Annotated in this window: 16 protein-coding genes; 5 read left to right on the top strand and 11 right to left on the bottom strand. The window is 66.1% G+C overall.

Going from position 1 to position 19,498, the window contains the following annotated elements:
- Window positions 1-8 precede the first annotated feature (8 nt).
- The 3 genes from FHW94_RS08055 (at window position 9) to FHW94_RS08045 (ending at window position 5,304) form a co-directional block, all read left to right on the top strand.
- Entirely contained in the window at window positions 9-1,493 is a 1,485-nt protein-coding gene (locus FHW94_RS08055) for a hypothetical protein (protein ID WP_168555124.1), read from the top strand.
- Window positions 1,494-1,546: 53 nt separating this feature from the next.
- Window positions 1,547-2,794: an anaerobic sulfatase maturase gene (locus FHW94_RS08050; protein WP_210425479.1), complete on the top strand. Its 1,248-nt coding sequence runs from the start codon at window positions 1,547-1,549 to the stop codon at window positions 2,792-2,794.
- Window positions 2,795-2,901: 107 nt separating this feature from the next.
- Window positions 2,902-5,304 carry an arylsulfatase gene (locus FHW94_RS08045; RefSeq protein ID WP_168555123.1) on the top strand — a complete coding sequence of 801 codons (2,403 nt, stop codon included), beginning with the start codon at window positions 2,902-2,904 and terminating at the stop codon, window positions 5,302-5,304.
- A 73-nt stretch (window positions 5,305-5,377) separates the two neighbouring features.
- On the opposite strand, the gene FHW94_RS08040 is transcribed toward FHW94_RS08045, so the two are convergent.
- From FHW94_RS08040 to FHW94_RS23010, 6 genes are all read right to left on the bottom strand, one after another.
- On the bottom strand, window positions 5,378-5,827 hold the full coding sequence (locus FHW94_RS08040; RefSeq protein WP_210425478.1) for a GFA family protein: 450 nt from the start codon (window positions 5,825-5,827) through the stop codon (window positions 5,378-5,380).
- A gap of 5 nt (window positions 5,828-5,832) precedes the next feature.
- Entirely contained in the window at window positions 5,833-6,780 is a 948-nt protein-coding gene (locus tag FHW94_RS08035) for a bifunctional helix-turn-helix transcriptional regulator/GNAT family N-acetyltransferase (protein WP_168555122.1), read from the bottom strand.
- Between the two features lie 66 nt (window positions 6,781-6,846).
- Window positions 6,847-7,872, bottom strand: coding sequence for an aromatic ring-hydroxylating dioxygenase subunit alpha (locus FHW94_RS08030; protein WP_168555121.1), 1,026 nt, complete (start codon window positions 7,870-7,872; stop codon window positions 6,847-6,849).
- Window positions 7,873-7,929: 57 nt separating this feature from the next.
- Complete coding sequence (locus tag FHW94_RS08025; RefSeq protein ID WP_168555120.1) at window positions 7,930-8,517, bottom strand: TetR/AcrR family transcriptional regulator C-terminal domain-containing protein; 588 nt, start codon at window positions 8,515-8,517, stop codon at window positions 7,930-7,932.
- A gap of 180 nt (window positions 8,518-8,697) precedes the next feature.
- Entirely contained in the window at window positions 8,698-9,396 is a 699-nt protein-coding gene (locus FHW94_RS08020; RefSeq protein WP_168555119.1) for a VIT family protein, read from the bottom strand.
- A gap of 286 nt (window positions 9,397-9,682) precedes the next feature.
- The gene (locus FHW94_RS23010; protein ID WP_210425477.1) at window positions 9,683-10,042 is read right to left on the bottom strand and encodes a hypothetical protein; all 360 of its coding nucleotides are present in this window, start codon (window positions 10,040-10,042) and stop codon (window positions 9,683-9,685) included.
- Between FHW94_RS23010 and FHW94_RS08015 the strand changes: the two genes are divergently transcribed.
- Entirely contained in the window at window positions 10,019-10,942 is a 924-nt protein-coding gene (locus FHW94_RS08015) for a PHB depolymerase family esterase (RefSeq protein WP_210425476.1), read from the top strand. The two genes, FHW94_RS23010 and FHW94_RS08015, sit on opposite strands and share 24 nt — an antisense overlap.
- Window positions 10,943-10,970: 28 nt before the next feature.
- Here the strand turns inward: FHW94_RS08015 and FHW94_RS08010 are convergent, their stop codons facing one another.
- From FHW94_RS08010 to FHW94_RS07995, 4 genes are all read right to left on the bottom strand, one after another.
- The gene (locus tag FHW94_RS08010; RefSeq protein ID WP_168555117.1) at window positions 10,971-11,783 is read right to left on the bottom strand and encodes a transglutaminase family protein; all 813 of its coding nucleotides are present in this window, start codon (window positions 11,781-11,783) and stop codon (window positions 10,971-10,973) included.
- Window positions 11,784-11,875: 92 nt separating this feature from the next.
- Window positions 11,876-12,994: an OmpA family protein gene (locus FHW94_RS08005; RefSeq protein ID WP_168555116.1), complete on the bottom strand. Its 1,119-nt coding sequence runs from the start codon at window positions 12,992-12,994 to the stop codon at window positions 11,876-11,878.
- A 76-nt stretch (window positions 12,995-13,070) separates the two neighbouring features.
- Window positions 13,071-13,595 carry a lipid-binding SYLF domain-containing protein gene (locus FHW94_RS08000; protein ID WP_168555115.1) on the bottom strand — a complete coding sequence of 175 codons (525 nt, stop codon included), beginning with the start codon at window positions 13,593-13,595 and terminating at the stop codon, window positions 13,071-13,073.
- A 316-nt stretch (window positions 13,596-13,911) separates the two neighbouring features.
- Complete coding sequence (locus FHW94_RS07995) at window positions 13,912-18,276, bottom strand: chemotaxis protein CheB (RefSeq protein ID WP_168555114.1); 4,365 nt, start codon at window positions 18,274-18,276, stop codon at window positions 13,912-13,914.
- Window positions 18,277-18,657: 381 nt separating this feature from the next.
- Here FHW94_RS07995 and FHW94_RS07990 point away from each other — a divergent pair, with 381 nt between their 5' ends.
- Window positions 18,658-19,035: a response regulator gene (locus tag FHW94_RS07990; RefSeq protein ID WP_168555113.1), complete on the top strand. Its 378-nt coding sequence runs from the start codon at window positions 18,658-18,660 to the stop codon at window positions 19,033-19,035.
- A gap of 46 nt (window positions 19,036-19,081) precedes the next feature.
- Here the strand turns inward: FHW94_RS07990 and FHW94_RS07985 are convergent, their stop codons facing one another.
- Window positions 19,082-19,348, bottom strand: a complete 267-nt coding sequence (locus tag FHW94_RS07985; protein WP_168555112.1) for a hypothetical protein — start codon at window positions 19,346-19,348, stop codon at window positions 19,082-19,084.
- Window positions 19,349-19,498: the final 150 nt, after the last annotated feature.

The following is a 19,498-nucleotide window of genomic DNA, read 5'->3' as shown; positions in this document are numbered from 1 at the left end:
CGGCCAGGGTGCTGGGCCGCCTGCCGCTGCTGATCGCATTGCTCACGCTGCTGGGGGGCAGCCTGCCGGGCCTTGAACATCCGGTGGCAGGCGTGCGCCTGGCCTGGGAAACCATTCCGGCGCGCGACGATCGTGGCCGGCCGCTGGGCACGCTGGTGGTTTCGGCGCTGATGGCCCCCTCGCCACCGGGTCACTCTCGCCCGGTCCTGGTCGTGTTCAATGGCGGGCCGGGTGCTTCGTCGGGATGGCTGCAACTGGGCCTGCTTGGCCCGCTGCAGGTGGTGCTGCCCACGCGGGCCGATGCGGCCGTGCCGCGCGCCCCCATGTTGGCGGCGCCGGTCGAAAGCCTTGCGGCCCATGCCGACGTGTTGTTCGTCGATCCACTCGATACAGGCTTCAGCCGGCGTGCGCCCGGCGTGCAACCTTCGCGCGTGCGGGGCTGGCAGGCCGATGGCGACTATCTGGCGCGCGCCGTGGCGATTTGGCTGGCGCGCCATGGCCGCCTGGGCGCGCCGGTGGTGTTGATGGGCGAAAGTTTCGGGGCGGAGCGGGCGGTTGCCGTGGCCGAGGCCTGGCAGCGCCAGGCGACTGGCGTACGGCTGGCCGGCATCGCCATGCTGTCGCAAACCGTGCTCAATGAAACCGATCTGCGCGCTACCGATCCGGCGCTGGCCATGGCCATGGGCCTGCCGACGGTGGCGGCAACCGCCTGCCATTACGGCCGGGCGCGCGGCACGGCGCGCGATCCGCTGGCTTGTGCCGACGCGGCCGCGCGGCTGGGCGAGGGCGCCTATCTGGTCCATCTGCGCCACGGCGACCGGGCGGCCGCGCGTTCCACCGAACGCCTCGCTGCCGATCTGGCCGCCGTGACCGGCCTGGATCGCACGACGCTCGCCACCGGCGGCATGGCGGTGGACCGGCAGCAGGCCCGCCTGGCCATGCTGCACGCGCAGGGCATGGCCTTGGGCCTCTATGACAGCCGCCGCGCGGCGCGGCTCGACGATCCACGCGGCTGGCGCGATCCGTCGCTTGTGCCCTACCTTGCCGCACTGGGGGATGCCATGGCGCGGTACAACGCCCGCCTCCTCGGGCTGGCGCGCTCTCCCGTCGATGGCAGCGCCTATGTGCTCTATGATCCGGCGGTCCGCCGCACCTGGCAGCGCGATGCGGCATTGGCCGGGCGCGGCTTTGCCCTGGCCGATCGCCTGCGCACCGTGTTGCGCCAATCGGGCGCGCGCCTGCTGCTGGCCAGCGGTGTGTTCGATAGCGTCGGCGGCTATGGCGCCGATCGCGCACTGGCGGCGCGCCTGGCGCTGCCACCGGGCCAGATAACCATCCTCCGCTACGGCGCTGGGCATATGTTCTATCTCGACGCGCCCAGCCGCCGCGATTTCCTGCGCCGCCTGCAAGGCATCGCTGGTGGCCCAGCACGGCCCTTGGCGGCAAGCGAGGCCAAAGATTTGCTTGTGCCGCACGTGGATCGCCTGTCTTGACCTGTAATCTCGACTGAATAGGTAGAGATCATGGGGCGAACGATGGGGGCAGCATGAACAGCGCAGAGCGTTTGGGCGCGGCGGCCGATGGGTTCCACCTCATGGCCAAGCCGAGTGGCCCGGCGTGCAATCTCGATTGCACATATTGCTTCTATCTCGACAAGGAGGCCCTGTTCGATCGCAAGGGCACGCGGCGCATGTCGGGCCAGGTGCTCGACGCCTATGTGCGGCAGACGATCGCCGCAACCCCGCCCGGCCATGCGGTGCAGTTCACCTGGCAGGGGGGTGAGCCGACGTTGCTCGGCCTTGATTTCTATCGCCAGGCGGTGGCGCTTCAGGCGCGCTATGGCGCCGGCCGGGCGATCGAGAACAGCTTCCAGACCAACGGCACGCTGATCGATGCACAGTGGGCGCAGTTCCTGGCGGAGCACCGCTTCCTTGTGGGGCTGAGCCTCGATGGTCCGGCGCACATCCACGATCGCACCCGGCGTTACGCCAATGGCCAGCCCAGCCATGACAAGGTCATGGCCGCCTGGCGCCTGCTCGCGGCGGCAGGGGCAGAGGTCAATATCCTCGCCTGCGTGGATTCTCATAGCGGTGACCAGCCGCTGGAGGTCTATCGCTATCTGCGCGGGATCGGCGCCCGCTTCATCCAGTTCACCCCGGTGGTGGAGCGACTGGCCGGCGCGGCCGACAAGGCGCGCGGGTTCGATCTCAACGGTCCGGGCGAGGCCGGCGATGCGCCGGTGGCCGATTTCTCGGTGCGGCCGCAGGCCTGGGGCCGCTTCCTGGCAACGGTGTTCGAAGAATGGCGCCGCCACGACGTGGGCGAGGTCTTCGTGATGAATTTCGAATGGACCCTGGCCGATCACATGGGCGTGCCTGGCGGCGTTTGCCATCACCAGCGCGAATGCGGCCGTGCGCTGATCGTGGAGCACGATGGCGCCGTCTACAATTGCGATCACTTCGCCTATCCGGAATATCGCCTGGGCGATCTGCGCCAGGACAGCCTTGCGGCGATGGTCGATTCCTCGGCCGCGCAGGCATTCGGCCGGGCCAAGCACGAAACGCTGCCGGCCCAATGCCGCCGCTGCCCGCATCTGGCGGCGTGCTGGGGCGGCTGCCCCAAGCATCGCTTTGCCACGAGCGTGGATGGCGAGGCGGGGCTGAACTACCTCTGCGAGGGCTATACCCACTATTTCAGCGCGGTTTCGCCGTGGATGGCAACGCTTGCCACGCTGGTGCGGCAAGGCCGCGATCCGGCGGCGATCGCCCGCCTGGAGCAACCTTTGCCGGCCTGATCGGCACTGATCCTTTTACCAAACCCGGCCCGAGGCGACCACGTCAGGGCCGTTTCCCTGTCACCGGGCCGCGCCAGCCAGCGCCGCCCAGCCCGAGAAACGGACCCATGACGACCATACGCCATCCCCTGAACCCTGCCCAGCCGGCCCTGCGCCGCGCACTGGCCCAGGCAGCCCTGCTGCTGGCCGGCACGGCCTTGCCCGCCTCTGCCATGGCGCAGCGTGTGCCGGCGGGTGAGGATTTTACCGGCAAGATCGGCGCCACGCGCGCCACCTCGCAACCGGCGTTCCCGCATCAGGCGCAGGCCCCCAAGGCGGCGCCCAACGTGCTGCTCGTGCTGATCGACGACGCCGGCTTTGCCGCGTCTTCCACCTTTGGCGGCGGTGCGCCGACGCCCAATCTCGATCGCCTGGCATCCGAAGGGGTGCGCTACAACCGCTTCCACACCACGGGCATCTGCTCGCCCACGCGCGCCGCGCTGCTGACCGGGCGCAACCATCACCAGGTGGGCTTTGGCAACCTGGCGGACATCGCCGCCGGCTTCCCCGCATACAATTCGATCTGGAAGCAGGAAACCGCCAGCCTGCCGCGTATTCTCCAGCTCAACGGCTATTCCACCGCCGCATTCGGCAAGTGGCACAACACGCCGCGTTGGGAAGTGAGCGCGGCCGGTCCGTTCAACCATTGGCCCACCGGCCTGGGCTTCGACCACTTCTATGGCTTCATGGCCGGCGATGATAACCAGTGGGAGCCTTCGCTCTATAACGACACCACGCCCGTGCCGCTGCCCGGCACGCCCGAAACCGGCTATCATTTCACCACCGACCTGGTGAACAAGGCGCTGGGCTGGGTCGATAACCACAACGCCGTCGTGCCCGGCAAGCCGTGGTTCCTCTACCTTGCGCCAGGGGCGGTGCACATGCCGCATCACGTTCCGCAGGAATGGATTGCGCGCAACAAGGGCCGCTTTGACGCTGGCTGGGATGCCTATCGCGAGCAGGCGTTTGCCCGGCAGAAGAAGCTGGGCATCATTCCTGCCGATGCCAAGCTCACCCCCCGGCCGGCTGGGCTGCCGGCTTGGAATAGCCTCTCGGCCGACGAGAAGAAGCTCTACGCCCACCAGATGGAAGTCTATGCCGCGTTCCTGGAACAGACCGACGCGGAAGTGGGCCGGTTGGTGGACCAGTTGCGCCAGCGGCCGGGTGGCGACAACCTGATGGTCGTCTACATCGTGGGCGACAATGGCGGCAGCGCCGAAGGCGACCTCGAAGGGACGATCACCAACGAAGCCGCCAAGGGCGCCGGCGCGCCCAACGATGTGGCGACCGAGCTGGCGCACATCGACCAGTTGGGTGGCCCCGAACTGGCCAACCACTATGCCGCGGGCTGGGCCTGGGCGACGACCACGCCGTTCCAGTGGATGAAGCAGGTTGCCAGCCATTTTGGCGGCACGCGCAACCCGCTGATCATCGATTGGCCGGGCCACACCGCGCAAAGCGGCGTGGTGCGCAGCCAGTTCGGCCACGTCAACGACATTGCCCCGACGGTGCTTGACGCTGCCGGGATCACCCTTCCGGCGCAAGTCGATGGCGTGCCGCAGCTGCCGTTCGAGGGCAAGAGCCTGGTGCCCACCTTCACCAATCCTGCCGCTCCCGACGCGCACACCGAACAGTATTTCGAGATCTTCGGCAATCGCGCTATTTACAAGGATGGCTGGGTGGCGGCGGCCAAGCGCCCGTACAATCCGTGGGATCTGCTCAAGGACGTTGGCAAGATCTATGCCGACACCACCGACCAGGATCGCTGGGAATTGTACAACGTGGCCAAGGACTTTTCCGAAAGCGACGATCTTGCGGCCAAGAATCCGGCCAAGCTGGCGGAACTGAAGGCCGAATTCGTCAAGGAAGGCACGCGCAACGGGGTGTTCCCGCTGATCCCGCTGCCGCTGGGCGCGCCCACGCTGGTCGATCCGCGGCAAAAGGCCTTTACCTGGCGGGCCGGAACCGGCGGGCTGCCGCCGTCGGCGCAACCGCAACTGGTGGCGCGGGCGCATCGTTTCGAAGTGGCGATCAGCAGCAATGCTGCGGCTGGCACGGGCGTGCTGATCGCGCAAGGTGGGCGTCTGGGCGGCTATGTCCTCTATGAGCGTGACGGGCGGCTCGCGTTCGAGAACAATGCCTACAACCAGACCCACGAGGTGATCGTGGCGCCTTCGCCCTTGCCGGCTGGCCCGGTGAAAGTTGGCTTTGCCTTCGAACCCGCGCCGGTTGCCGGGGGCGCAGGAGGGCTGGGCGCGCTGCTGCCCAAGGTGGGCGGCGGTACGATCCGGCTGCTCGTCAATGGCCAGGTCGTTGCCCAAGGCAATGTTGCCTATTACCCGACCCACGCCGCGGCCTTTTCCGAAACGCTCGATTTCGGGGTGGATCGCAATTCGCAAGTCAGCAAGGAGCCGGCGGCGCGGCAACCCTATTCAGGCACGCTGGATCAGGTGACGCTTACGTTTCCCTGACCCTGGCCTGTAACCAGACCCAGGTCCTGGTGCATCGGGGGGTGCGCCAGGATCTGGACCTGATCGGCAATCCTCAAGGGAATTCCGCGAATTGGGGCAGGCCGTCGTTGATGATATCCCACGCGGCCTTGGAGCCGACGAATATATGCGCGGTGGGCGCGATGGATGGCGTATCGATCAAGGTTCCCAGCGTGACGTGCACATAGCGACCGTCGCGTACCAGGGAGTAGAGCAAGGACCCGCAACGCTGGCATAGCGCGTTGTGGGTGCGTGCTTGGCCATAGCGGCGGATATGCGCTTCGCCATGCACGATGGTGAGATGTTCCGACCCGATGCCCGCAAAGGGTTTCGAAGCCGCCCCGGTGGTCCGGCGACAGTTGGAGCAGTGGCAGTAGAGCGAATATTCGAACGCATCGAGGACCTGGTACGACACCTCGCCGCACAGGCACGAACCGCGTAGCTGCCTGTCCGTTGCTTTCACGTGTTCTGCCTCCTCAAGCATTGCCGCGATGATCCACGCCAAGACTATCAGCCGGCGTAGCGCATGGCGACATCGCACCGCTGATAGCGCGCGCCATATTGCGCCATGATTGCCTCATCGTGGGCAAAGCCAAGCTTTTCGTAGAGATGGATGGCAGCGGCGCACTTGCGGTTGGTGAGCAGGTAGAGCGGGTCTGCGCCCATCGCGCGGGCACGCGCAATCATTGCGGCCAGCAGGAATTCCCCGGCCTTGAGGCCGCGGGCACTTTCGCGCACGCCCATCTTGGTCAGTTCGAAGCTTGTCGCCCCGGTCTTCTGCAGGGCGCATGTGCCGACCACGCCCAGGCCCGGCGCCTCGACGAACAAGATCGTGCCGCCCGGTTCGATGATCCGCGCACGCGGGTTTTCCAGCACGTCGATATCCGTCGCTTCCAGCGCGAACATGGCGGAAATCCACTGGGCGTTGATATCGTGGAAGTCGCGGGCAAGACTGTCGTCGAACTCGCGAATTGTCAGGCCGCCAGGCTGCGCGCGCGCCGCGCGATCGGCGATCGATGCCTGGTCGAGGGCGCGTTCGATCGCGGCGATCTGGGCCAGGAACGGGCCGGAAAGGCCGGCCAGCAGTTCTTCGGCGGCCATGCCGATCCGAGGCCACAGATCGGCGGCGGCCTGGTCTGCAGCGGCCCGCCCATTCTCCGTCAATTCCACCAATCGCGTGCGCTGATCGGCCGCATGGGCATCACGAAGAATGCCCAGCCGGGCCAATTGGCCAACGCTGCGGGTGATGCCGGGTTGGCTGATCCCGATGGCATCGGCCAATTGCCCCACCGTCATCGGCCCACCCCGCAGCGCCGCGAGCACGGCCATGTGCCCGGGCTGGAGCGGCAGGTCGGCTTCGGCAATGACGCTCATCGCGCCGGCCTGCATGCGTTCGGCCAGGCGCTTCAGCCGGCTTCCCAGAAACGCGGGGCCCATATCGGCAATCACGTCGGCCATGGCATACTCCATATCATGTTATATAACGTGATATGGAGTATGCCATTACAGGTCAAGCCTGCAGGCTCAACCAGTCGCGCGTTCCTGCGCGCGCATCTTTTCCAAGATCCGCCGCGCGCGCGTGCCGCCTTGGTCGATCCCCAGCGACAGCGGTTTTTCCTGCCAGAAATCGCGGCCCCGAACGTTGTCGTATGCCGCTTCGATCATCGGCTTGTCCTCCAGGTCGAAAGCCTCGCCGAACAGGGCCTTGAGCATGGCATCCACGCCAGCATCATCGAGATCGTTGAAGCGCGTGGTTGACCAGAAGTAATGCGTCGAATGCTCGTCGGCGGGGGTTAGGATGTGGGCCTGGGGAACTTCGAACCCCGCCTCGCGCGGGGCACCGTGGGGCGCGACGCCAACATGCAGGCGCATGGAAGCCGGGGCGTTCCAGCGCATGTCCAGCCAATGATCGACCTTGGCGTCGGGCGGGAAAATGCCATAGGCCACTGAGGGTGGGGCGATGTCGGGCATCCACCAGTTGGAGTGCAGCGTATCGGCTTCCACCGTAACGCTGTGCTGGCCGGCGAAGATCACGCCCTGGCCCGCGAACGTGCCCTTGTGGACGAACTCGATATGCGAAAGGTCGAGCAGGTTGTCGGTGCCGTATTCGTAGTTCGCCTGCATCAGCGTGTAGCCGCGCACGGTGCGGCTGTGGGCAGTATCGGGAATGAAGCCGAAATCGGGGATCAGGGCCGGATCGGACGTCGAAGGCTCGTCGCCCCAGACCCACGCGATGCCGTCGCGTTCGGCCACGGCGAAGGCCGGGATATCGGAGCCGGCGGGAATCCGCGCGGCGAACGGATTGTGGGCGCAATGCCCATCGGGCGTAAAGGCCAGGCCGTGATAGCCGCAGACCACCCTGTCGCCATCGCGAGTGCCTTTGGACAGCGGCGCGAAGCGATGCGGGCAACGATCGAGCAGGGCCGCGATGCTGCCGTCGGCCAGGCGATAGAGGAAAGTCGGCCGACCGGCGACACGCCGCGCGAGGCCCGCTTCGCCGATCTCGTCCGCCCAGCCGGCCATGTACCACGCCTTGCGCAGGAATTGCATGATGCCCTCTCCATAATTATGTGTACCGGTGGTACATATTATGGAGGGAAGGCGCCTTCAAGCGCTTTTTGCAGCAGCCAGACCGGGGAGCAACAGCGCCACCGTGGCCTCGACCTGGCCGGTCACTGCGGCATCGTCTTGTGCCACGTCCAGCCCGATGAGGACTTGTTCGTAAAGCCCGGCGCGGATCGCATGCAGCGCTATGTCGGCCGCACGGGCGCAGTCGACATCGGGCCGCACTTCGTCGGGCTGCCGCGCGTGCAGCAACGCCGCCAGAGCGCCTGCGATAATGCGGTGGCCTTGCTCGTAAAATGCGATGGCCCCGGCGGGGTTGTCCGCAGCTGCGCTGACCACCGCCCGGTACAGCGCCAAGGCGCCCGGTGTCAGGTAGAAGCGCAGCACACCCAGCAGCATTCGGTGCAACGCGGCGGCCAGCGGCAACGTGCGGCTTTCCGCGTTTTCCAGTGCCAGTGCGGCCAGCGTGGTTTCGGCCTCGGCGCGGATCGCCGCCGCGATCAGGCCGGTGCGATCGCCGAAGTACTTGACCAGCGTGGCTTTCGATCCGCCCGACAGGCGCAGGACCTCGTTGACGCTGAAGCGATCGACGCCCACCGCCATGATCTGCGCGCGAGCGTGGTGGATCATCGCATCGCAGCGGGCGCGGGCGGCACGCTGTTTCGCCGATGCGGTTGGAGCAGGAGTGGCGGCCGGGGCAAGGTCTGGCATCGGCACAGCTAGCCGCCAAGCCAGCGGCGGGGCAAGGGCGCAGGCAGTTTCACCACGCACGCATCGCCCGGTCTGACCGTGGCTATGATGGCAGGCCCATCACACAACCGTTCCCACCAGGCGCCCTATCGCCGCCGTCACGACAAGCGCGGCGGCGCCCCAGAACGTGACGCGAGCCGTTGCGCGCCAGACGTTGGCGCCCCCCGCTGTGCCGCCGATCGCGCCGAGCACCGCAAGGAACAGGAGCGCGCCGATCGTTTCCGCCGCGATCAGCATAGCCGTTGGGGACAGCACGGCGATCAGGACCGGCAGCGACGCGCCGAAGGAAAACGTTGCCGCCGATGTGAAGGCGGCCTGGATCGGCCGGGCGATGGTGGCGGGCGTGATCCCCAGTTCATCGCGGGCGTGCGCGTCCAGGGCGTCCTTGGCCATCAGTTCGCGCGCGACGATCTGCGCGGTCGCCGCGTCGAGGCCGCGCGCACGATAGATCTGCGCCAGTTCCTCCTGCTCGCCCACGATGTCCGTCTTGAGTTCCCGCCGCTCGCGCGCCAGATCGGCCTGCTCGGTATCATGCTGGGAACTGACCGAGACATATTCGCCGGCGGCCATCGACATCGCGCCGGCGACCAGCGCCGCGGCTGCGGCCACCAGGGTGCTCGCACGGGTGCCCCCGGCCGAGGCGACGCCAAGGATCAGGCTGGAGGTCGACAATATGCCGTCGTTGGCACCGAGCACCGCCGCGCGCAGCCAACCGACCCTGGCAATAAGATGGCGTTCTGCGTTGCGTGGGCGTGTCATCGGGCAGGGACCCTCGTTCCGCAATGGCGATAGCCATCCACCTGTGCCAGCCGCAGGTTCGGAAATCACCTATGCGCGAACCACGCCGCGTGATGCAATCCGGCTGCGACTTGCCAGGTTCGGTCCGCGCCTTGACTTGGCGCTGTCAGATTGCATGGATAACGGCGGTGTCAGGCACGGGCCAACGCGCGCCGATGCATTTATGAGAATGCTGGCGCGCGATCCTGCCGAAATGGCATGGTGCGGGCGATGATTTGGCAAGTGAATGCGCCGGCAATAAACCGGCTTAATGCAGATAATAGGTATTTTTCACAAGGATTTGCCGATCCAATTGAGGAACATGGCAATAACTCAGTCGTTCGAATTGCAGGGATTTTAGCAATCTGAACGGGTTCAGGTCGTTTTCCAGGAGATCGATCATGGGCGTTTTCGTGCTACCCCGCCAGGGTTCGCCGTTTTGAATGTTCCGCATTCGCAGCTTGGCGCTGCGTTCGGCAAGGTGACGCTTCGCGCTTTGACCGATGCCGAACCAGGGCCCACCCTTTCGGCGCTTCGCGTCTTTGGCAGCAATCCCGGCAACCTGGGCGGGCGTTGTTACGTACCGCAGCGCCGGGGTGGGAGCATGCCGCTTGTGGTGGTGCTGCATGGATGCAAGCAGACGGCCCGTGCCTATGATCGCGGCGCGGCCTGGGCGCAAATCGCCGAAGAACTGGGCTTTGCCGTGCTCTATCCGGAACAGCGCCGGCTCAACAATGCCAACCTCTGCTTCAACTGGTTTCGCCCCGATGACAGCCGCCGCGACGCGGGGGAGGCGCTTTCGATCCGACAGATGATTGCGGCCATGGTGGAACAGCACGGGCTCGATCCGGCGCGCATCTATGTGACCGGGCTGTCGGCCGGGGGCGCCATGGCATGCGCCATGCTGGCGGCCTATCCCGATGTCTTTGCCGGCGGCGCGATCATCGCCGGCCTGCCGTTCGGCTGTGCCGATACCATGTCGCAGGCGATCATGCGCATGCGCGGCCACGGCGGACCGGATGCCCACACGCTTTCGGCCATGGTGCGGGAAGCGTCGGACTACGGTGGCCCTTGGCCGATCGTGTCCGTCTGGCAAGGGAGCGCCGATGCCACGGTGAACCCGTCCAACGCCGATGCCATCGTGGCGCAGTGGGCGCCGCTGCATGGTATCGACCTGGCCAGCGGCACCATCGAGGCGGTCGATGGCTACCCCTGCCAACGCTGGCGCGACGGCGCAGGACGCGTGGTGATCGAGGCCTATACCATCACGGGCATGGGGCATGGCACGCCGCTGGCAACGCTGGGGCCGCAGGGACGCGGTGAACCGGGCCCGTACATGCTGGAGGCGGCGATTTCGTCCACGCGCCACATCTGCCGTTTCTGGGGCCTGCTCGACAGTGTCGCGGTTGATACTGCCGTAGCAGCACGGGCGGACAGCGGCGCGAATGCTCCGGTGATACCGCGTCCGCTGCGTCGCCTGTCACGGATTGTCGAAGGCGCGCTGCGCGCCACCGGCCTGGTGCGCTAGGGCGTCCTGCCGTGCGCCCGGGCACCGATCAGGAAAGCATGTCCTTGTCGGTGTAGACTTCGAACCGGACCAGTTCGACCGGGCCGAATGTGGTGGTGAGCGCCGCATCGGCAGCGTCGCGCCCGCGCGCCATGAGCACGCGCCCGCGCCGCGGATAGTTGTGGCGGGCATCGAACACGAACCAGCGTCCGCCCAGCCACACCTCGAACCAGGCCGAAAAGTCCATCGGCCCGCCAGGTTCGGCCAGATCCATGTCTCCCAGGTAACCCGTGCAATAGCGGGCGGGGATGTTCATGCACCGGCACAGGGCCACGGCAAGGTGGGCATAATCGCGGCAGACGCCGCTGCCTTCATGGAACACTTCCCATGCCGTCTTGGTGGGGCGCGCCGTCGCATAGTCGAACCGGATGGAGGCGTGGACATGATCGACGATCGCCTGGACCAGGGGCCATCCCTGGCGGCACTGACCGAACAGGCGCCAAGCCGTTTCCAGCAGCTGATCGGTTTCGCAATAGCGGCTGCCGCGCAAATAGAGCAGCACGTCGTCGGGCAGGTCGACCAGCGCGGCTTGCTGTGCGTGAATGTCCACCGGATCGGGCTCGAAAGGGTCTTCGATGACGAAGCCGCACGACAAAGTTGCCCCGCCGGCCGGCATAGTCAGCCGGGTGCAGATGTTGCCGAAGCCGTCGGCATAATCATAGAGCGGCACTTCAGGTGTGGTGAAGATGCGTTGCACGCTGCGCAAGTCCTTGTTGCGCGACGCATGAACACTCAGGTTCGCCAGCATCGGGACGGGCTGTTCGCAGCGGAAGCCGATATCATAGCCGGCGCGGATAAGCATGGTGCCTCGCAGAATAAGGAGTAGCGCGCGGGGGCGGGATGCAAAGACATGCGATCGGGCGGGGGCCCGATCGCATGTCTTTGCGCCAAGGATCAGTATCCGGCGCCGGGGCCGTACGTGATTTCAACCCGGCGATTTTGCAGTTCGCGAACGCCATCGGCGGTGGGCACCCGCTGGTTGGCTTCACCATAAGCATGGCTGGTGATCACGCTATCGGCAATGGCGTGGCTGGACAGGTAGCGGCGGATCGCTTCGGCCCGGCGCTCGGAGAGGCCAAGGTTGAAACGGGCCGAGCCCGAACTGTCGGTGTAGCCTGCCAGCGTGATCGCCACGCCGCCGCAATTGCCATAGGCCTGCACGGCATTGTCGAGAATGCTGGCCGCTTCGGCCGTAATGTCGGCCTTGGCCCAATCGAAGAACACGATGTACGGGCCGTGGTTGCAAGTGGCGGCCACGGGCGGCGGAGGCGGCGGTGGCGGCGGCAACGGTGCAGGGGGCGGTGGCGGGGGCGGGGGCGGGGGAGGTGCTTCTTCCGGCGCCGCGGCGCGTCCGCCCAGGTTGAACGTCAAGGTGGCGAGCAGCGCGTGCGAGCGCAGCGACACCTTGCGGTCGGTCCCGTCGGAGTGGGTGAAGTGATCCGCGCCATCCGGGCGGAAATAGCGGTACCGCACGCCCAGATCGACATTGCGCCCCAGTGGCACGGTCAGCCCCGCCAGCGCCTGCCAGGCAAAGCCGCGATCGTGATCGTCGATGTGGCCGGCGCTGGGCAGCGCTTCATACAGCCGAGTGCGGGCATAGCCTGCGCCGCCGCCGACGTAAGCCTTGATCCCGCCCCAATGGCCCAGCCCGATCAGGGCGTTGCCCATCACGGCGACGGTGGTGGTGCGGCCGTTCAGGCCATCATCGCTGGTATACGTGCCGTTGGGCAGCGGCGTGCCGGTCGGGCGGTCCTGCTCGCGCAGCGTGGAGCGGTTGTAGAAACCTTCGGCCTCCAGGCGGAAATGCCCGAAATCGTAGCCGAGCGCACCACCGGCTTCCCAGCCCGTCTTGAAGCGGTCGGTGTGTTCGTATCCGGCCGGGCCCTGGACATTGGCACGTTCCTGTTTGACCGCGCCGCCTTCCACGGTGACGTAGGGGCCGGTATCCTGGGCGTGGACTGTGGTGGCAAGCGCGCTTGTCGCCAGCGCTGTCGCGATGAGGAGCGTTTTCATGACGTTTCCGATCTTGGGATAAGGAGGCAGGAGGCGGCTTGCGGCAACCGCGGGATGATCGTGCCGACGGCAGCGATCAGCGTGGGTGGATCGGGCTGATCTTCGTGCCCTGAAGGGTAAGATCGGCCATCAAGCCCTTGCCGTTGAACGGAAAGGCATAAACGTCCTTGGCCAGGGTGGTGCTGTTGGCTTCGGCGCTGCCGCCCTTGTCGACGACGACGACGCTGGGCCCTGTGCCCACGGCCCAGCCATCGCTCTTGTGCAGATAGCGCAGCGCGGACTCATTCATGAACAGCAGGACATAGCTGAATTGCTGGGCACCCGCCTGCAGGCCCCAGGTTCCGCCGGACAGGTTGTAGTACCGCGTGGGCCGGCCTTTGACGAACAAGACGCCATTGCCGCTTTCCCCGCCGATCAGCAATCCGGCCTTGTAGATCGCAGGAAAGACGAGAATGCCCCGCGCCTGTGCCGCAAGGCGCCGCGCCCTGGGCTCGCTCTGTTCGAGTTGGGCCAGGGTTAGCCGGCCCTGCGCGGCGATCTGGGCCGCGCTGCGCGCCTGGGCGACAGGGGCCGATAGCGTGCCGATCGTGGCCAGGGCCACGGCGCTTGCAACGCATGTTCGGGATAAGGGCGTCATTGGTGTATCCTCCTGAAGATGCCCACCGGCTCGATCGGCCTTTGGTGGCGACGGCACGGCTTGTTTTGTGCAGTCACTGCCACCCGTTGGGCATCGGCTGTTTGCCGATAGGCAGCCGGTCCGGATGCGAGCCCTGCCCAAAAAGACCGGGCAGCCCAGGACCAGCGTGCCGAATGGCAAGCATCGGTCCGATGTCTACGTGCTGGTTCAGGTTGGGCACAGCCTCGGAATATACCCAGACAGCAATGGCAATCTTTCCATCGTTGCCAACACTTGGGTGTTAATCCTGTGCCAGCAGCACGATCCGGGCCAATTCAGGAATCGATTTGGCGCTCATGCGCAGCATGATTTCCGCGCGATGATTTTCGACCGTGCGCTGGCTGATGCCAAGGTCGGCGGCGATGTTCTTGCTTGGATGGCCGGCCAGCACCATGTCCATGACCAGTTTCTGCCGCGTCGTCAGGTTGGCGATGCGGGCGAGCGCGTCGGCATGGGCGGCATCGACCACGCGGCTGTCGTGCGACTGGTCGGTTGCGCGGGCAATGCTGGCGAGAAGATCGGCCTGGCCGACCGGCTTTTCGATGAATTCGCAGGCGCCCGCGCGCATGGCTTGCACAGCAAGGCCCACATCGCCGTCGCCGGTCAGGAAGATCACGGGAAAGTGGTCTCCGCCGGTGCGCAACTGGGCAAGCAGGGCAACCCCGCTCATGCCGGGAAGGTGCGCGTCCACCAGCAGGCATCCTGTACCGCCCGGCTTGTAGGCGGCCAGAAACGCTTCTGCACTGTCGAAATCCTGCACGGCCAAGCCATGCCCGGCCAACAGATCGCGGATCGCGGTGCGCACGTGTGGATCATCGTCCACCACATAGGTCACGCCGGCCAAGCTGGCGTCCTGCTTCGTGATGGCTGGTGCGGCCGATGCCGCGCCGGCACAAAGACGGGCAATGCGTTGCACCAGTTGCTTGGCATCGACCGGCTTGCTCAGGTGCTGGCAATGCGCATCCGCGATGTCCGCCATGGCCTTGGCCGATATGTCGCCCGTCAGCACGATCGCGGGCAGGTCTGCCCCCAGCCGCGCACGCAGGGCAGCGAGCAGTTCGATGCCGTTGCCGCCATCGGGCAGATTGTAATCGGTCAGCACGACATCGGGCCGCACGGCCGCGGTTACGATGAGGTCGAGCGCTTCAACCGCATTGGCTGCGCTGGTCACCAGAAAGCCGTCGGAGCGCAGCATTTCGGCGAGCAGCTCACGCAGATCGGTATCGTCTTCCACGATCATGACTTGCGCGCGCGGGTGATAGGCCGCGTCGGGCAGGAGGGCCACGGGGGCGGGCAATGACGGCGCTGATCGCGGCTCGACGGGCGCCTCGCGCGCCTCGCGCGGCACGCTGATGGCAAAGACCGAGCCCTTTTTCGGCCGCGATTTCACATCGACCTCGTGCTCCAGCAAAGCGCCCAGCCGCTGGACGATCGCCAGGCCCAGGCCCAATCCCTGGCTGCGCATGCGCGCGGGGTTGTCGACCTGGTGAAACTCTTCGAAGATCGCGTGCAACTGGTCGGGCTCGATGCCGATGCCGGTATCCCACACTTCTATGCGCAATTGCCCGCCGCGACGCCGGCACCCCAGCAGGATCTTGCCTTGGTGGGTATATTTGATGGCGTTGCCCAAAAGATTGCGCACCATCTGTTCAAGCAGTTGCGGATCGCTTTCGACCATGGCCGAGCACGGCAGGATCGTCAGCGTCAGTTTGCGCGCCTGGGCGAGGGCAGTCATCTCGTTGCGCAGGCGATTGAGCAGGTCGGCCACGGGAAAGACCGCCCGCTTGGGGTGAATGAGGCCCGCTTCGATCTGGTTGATGTTGAGCAGGACGTCGAGCATGCCCGAAAGCGCGCGCAGCGTCTGGTCGAAGCGCACCAGCAGCGTGGCCCCGCGCTCGGTCTGGGTGGACCGGCTCAGCAAATCCTTGAGCAGGGTCAGGGCTTGCATCGGCTGGCGCAGATCGTGGCTGGCGGCCGCAAGGAAACGCGATTTGGCCGCGTTGGCGCGCTCCGCTTCCAGCTTGGCGGCTTCGAGCGCGCTGGTGTTGTGCTTGCGCTCGGTTATGTCGGCAAAGGTGATCACCACGCCTTCGATGCGGCTGTCATGCGCGCGATAGGGAAAGATGCGGCGTAGATACCAGGCCTTGTCCTGGGTGATCACTTCGCGTTCGATCACCGTTTCGGCGGCAAGAACACGCGCGGCATCGACCAGCAGGTCCGGATCGTCGGCCATCGGCCGCAGATCGCCCAGGGGGCGGCCGATGTCACTGGCAATCACGTTGAACAGCGGGCTGATTGCCGGGGTGAAAAAGCGGATGTTGAGCCCGGCGTCGAGGATCATGGTGCCCACGTTGGTGCTGTTGAGCACGTTCTGCAGGTCGTCCGAGGCCATGCGCTGCCGATCCAGCGTTTCCTGCAACTGGCTGTTGAGCGCGGTGAGTTCCTCGTTGAGGGACTGCAGTTCCTCTTTCGACGTGAGCAGTTCCTCGTTGGTGGACTGGAATTCCTCGTTGACCGAAAGGGCTTCCTCGTTGATCGCCTTCTGCTCCTGGTCGGCCACGGCGCGCTCGTGCAGCGCGGTGTGCAATTCCGCCTGGGCTGCCACCAACTCCTGTTCCAGTTCCGCAATGCGGGCGGTGTCTGCCGGGCGCAGCGTGGCTGACGAACCGGCCTCGGTGATCGGTTCTTCGAGGAAGCAGACCAGCAGCAGTTCCTCGTCGGTCTCGGCCAGGCACTGTACTTCGATGCGGAACCACACCGCCGCCCCATCGACCATCGCCCGGGCGCGGCCGCCGTCCACCTTCGGCACTGCCTTGCCGGCGCGGGCGATAGCCAGGCGCAATTTGCCCCGGAGTGCCGGCGCGGCCATGGCCAGCAGGTCGAGCGTGGCATAGCCGGTGGAAAGCCGCAGGTAGCGATGGATCGGGCCGAGCGTGAACAGGCATTCGTGCCGGCGGTTGACCAGTACGGCGGCCGGCGCATAGGCGGCAAGCACTGCGCGCCGGGACAGATCCGCAAGGCTCACCTGGCGGGCCGTGGGCGCGGGCCCACTGGTGGCCAGCAGGGGCAAACGCTCGCTCACGCTGAACGGAAAGCCGGCTTCCCCCGGCCGGCTTTGCGCAACATGGCGAAAGCAGCATTCCGCCTTGGCCACCGGCTCGAACCGGCCTTCGGCGCGGGCGATCGTTTCCGACGTGCCGAGCAGCAGCACGCCCCCTTCGCGCAGGGCGAAATGAAACAGCGCGATCACTTTTGCCTGTGCCGCGACGTTCAGGTAAATCAGCAGGTTGCGGCACGCGATCAGGTCGATGCGTGAAAACGGCGGATCGACCAGCACGTCCTGCACCGAAAAGACCACCGGCGCGCGCAGATTGGGCGCCACCCGGTATCCCGCTTCCTCGTGGATGAAATAGCGGGCAAGTCGTTCGGCCGACATGGTATCGGCAATGTCAGCCGCGTAAAATCCCTCGCGGGCAATGGCCACGGCAACCGGATCGAGATCAGAAGCGAAGATCTGCAGCTTGATGGTGCGCCCGGCCGCGGCAATGGCATCGCTGCATGCCATGGCGATGGAATAGGCTTCCTCGCCGGTGCTGCACCCCGCCACCCACACCCGCAGCGGGGAGCCTGGTGCCAGGCGCTGGATGAGTTCGGGGATCACCAAGGCTTCCAGCGCTTCGAATACCTGGGGATCGCGAAAGAAGCTGGTGACGTTGATCAGCAAGTCGCCGACCAGCAGATCGCATTCGGTCGCGTCGGCTTTGAGATACGCCAGGTAGGCATCAAGATCGCCGGTCGGCAGGGCGAGCAGCCCCATCCGCCGGGCAATGCGGCGCGCCATGGTGCCGGGCTTGTAATGCTCGAAATCATGGCCCGTCTGCGCTTTGAGAAAGGCGAGGATCGCGCCGGGGCTGCCGCTTGCCGGGGCAGCATCGCCAGCGCCGCGTTGCCGTGCGGCATTGGCCAGCTGGGCCAGGATCGCCGGCATGCCGGCGAGCGATGCCACTTCACCGACCAGCCCGGTGGCAACCGCCTCTTGCGGCATGCCGGGATATTCCGCTTCTGCGGGATCCTGCGCCACGGCCTTGCCGCCGGCAGCCTTCAGCGCGGCCAGGCCGCCGCTGCCGTCGGCACCATGGCCAGACAGAATCACGGCGACTGTTTGTGGCCCACAACTGGTTGCCAGCGACTTGAGCAGGAAATCGAACGGCAGGCGCGCGCCGTGTTGCGCATCGACCGGAGACAGGCTCAAGGCGCCGCCGCGCACCGACAGGTAGCGGCCGGGCGGAATGACATAGACACGATCGGGGCCAAGCGTCTCACCCTCCCTCGCTTCGGCAACGGGCATCGTGGTGCGGTCGGAGAGCAGGTCTGGAAGCAGGCTTTTGTGGCTTGGATCGAGATGCTGCACCAGCACATAGGCCGCGCCGCTATCAGCGGGCAGTCCATCGAACAGCCGTGACAGCGCGTCGAGCCCGCCGGCGGAGGCGCCGATGGCGATGATCGGAATAGTCCCGGTCGATCCCGTGGAAACCAGGTCTGGTCCAGGCCCAGGCGAGCCGCCGCCTGGCCTCAAAGGGGCATTGCCGCGCGCAGGTCGTGTCATTGTCGCCCCCTTGTGGCCATCTTCTACCATGGCGCACCCTAAACCTCGCATTGATAATGGCTTTACCGCTCCAGCGGCGCCCGCTGGGTAGTTTCCGATCCTGCCTGACCTGCGCTTGCGCGCTTAGGCAGGCAGCGAAAGCCACCCTGGTGGCTGTCGGATTCAACCCAGGAATGCGCTGCCTTGCCACCCACGCAGTGTGGAGACCTCAGTCATGCCGACCCTGCCACCGTTACCGGCCTTGCCAGCCGCTGCTGCAACGTTCGTTGCCAAGCCCAAGCCACGGCTGCCAGCGACCGCCCGATCCCTCCGCCGGCGCGAGGGCCAGGGCGCCTCCATCGCGGTCTGGGTCAACGAAGGCGGCGCGGGCGAGGACGCGACATGAGCACGCCCTTGCGGATCGTCGTCGCCGAAGACGACGCGCTGATCGCCATGTATCTTGAAGAATTGCTGATCGCGATGGGGCACGATGTTTGCGCCATCGCGCACAGCGAGAACGAAACCGTCAAGGCCGCCGGCCTGTGTCGCCCGGATTTGATGATCGTGGACGGCAGCCTGCACGGCGGCAGTGGCGTTTCGGCCATGCGCCGCATCCAGGCCGCGCAAGGCTTTGTGCCGCACGTCTATGTGACGGGCAACACCCTGGCCATTGCCCAAAGCGTGGAGCGGGCGATCATCGTGTGCAAGCCATTCAACATGGAAGAACTGGAGCAGGCGATCGCGCAAGCGGTTCCGACCCGGCCCCATGTTCTGCCCTGAAGCGGGGCCTTGCGGCAACGGTTGAACGGCGGCAGGTGGCGCGTCGTCAGGCGCTTGCCATGCCACGATCCGGGTTTTCGCTGAACACTTGGTCGGCGTCATCCGATCGCGGCGCGTTCTGCAAGGCAGCGATTTCGGATAGCGTGCGGGCCCTGGCGCGCGAGGCTTCGCGTTTTTCGGCGGCAGATGCCACCATCCGCCATGCCTCGGCCGCCTGGCCGGCCACGATGCGAACATTCTGCAGCATGGCATTGGCAGCGCGATCGCGCTGAATGGTTTCCTGCCCCCGGCAGAAAGTGGATGTGAGTTCCATTGGGGCATCCTTCGTGGTGGTCGCCGCTGGCGGGATCGCCACGGCAGAAATTCAGCAGCTTGGCGTAAAGCCGATGGCTGTGTTGGTGCCTTGGCGCCGGGTCATCGCGTGGCGCGGTATGAAGGTGCTGGAACCAGAGGACATTGTTCG

The organism is Novosphingobium sp. SG720, assembly GCF_012275365.1.
Taxonomy (GTDB): Bacteria; Pseudomonadota; Alphaproteobacteria; order Sphingomonadales; family Sphingomonadaceae; genus Novosphingobium; species Novosphingobium rhizosphaerae.
This window is presented reverse-complemented; position numbering and strand designations above follow the sequence as displayed.

Excerpts from the sequence above, each read along its gene's own strand:
- FHW94_RS08050 (WP_210425479.1), top strand. The coding sequence starts at position 1,547 with ATGAACAGCGCAGAGCGTTTGGGCGCGGCGGCCGATGGGTTCCACCTC.
- FHW94_RS08045 (WP_168555123.1), top strand. The coding sequence starts at position 2,902 with ATGACGACCATACGCCATCCCCTGAACCCTGCCCAGCCGGCCCTGCGC.
- FHW94_RS08035 (WP_168555122.1), bottom strand. The coding sequence starts at position 6,780 with ATGGCCGACGTGATTGCCGATATGGGCCCCGCGTTTCTGGGAAGCCGG.
- FHW94_RS08030 (WP_168555121.1), bottom strand. The coding sequence starts at position 7,872 with ATGCAATTCCTGCGCAAGGCGTGGTACATGGCCGGCTGGGCGGACGAG.
- FHW94_RS08025 (WP_168555120.1), bottom strand. The coding sequence starts at position 8,517 with ATGATCCACCACGCTCGCGCGCAGATCATGGCGGTGGGCGTCGATCGC.
- FHW94_RS08020 (WP_168555119.1), bottom strand. The coding sequence starts at position 9,396 with ATGACACGCCCACGCAACGCAGAACGCCATCTTATTGCCAGGGTCGGT.
- FHW94_RS08015 (WP_210425476.1), top strand. The coding sequence starts at position 10,019 with ATGCCGCTTGTGGTGGTGCTGCATGGATGCAAGCAGACGGCCCGTGCC.
- FHW94_RS23010 (WP_210425477.1), bottom strand. The coding sequence starts at position 10,042 with ATGCAGCACCACCACAAGCGGCATGCTCCCACCCCGGCGCTGCGGTAC.
- FHW94_RS08010 (WP_168555117.1), bottom strand. The coding sequence starts at position 11,783 with ATGCTTATCCGCGCCGGCTATGATATCGGCTTCCGCTGCGAACAGCCC.
- FHW94_RS08005 (WP_168555116.1), bottom strand. The coding sequence starts at position 12,994 with ATGAAAACGCTCCTCATCGCGACAGCGCTGGCGACAAGCGCGCTTGCC.
- FHW94_RS07995 (WP_168555114.1), bottom strand. The coding sequence starts at position 18,276 with ATGACACGACCTGCGCGCGGCAATGCCCCTTTGAGGCCAGGCGGCGGC.
- FHW94_RS07990 (WP_168555113.1), top strand. The coding sequence starts at position 18,658 with ATGAGCACGCCCTTGCGGATCGTCGTCGCCGAAGACGACGCGCTGATC.
- FHW94_RS07985 (WP_168555112.1), bottom strand. The coding sequence starts at position 19,348 with ATGGAACTCACATCCACTTTCTGCCGGGGGCAGGAAACCATTCAGCGC.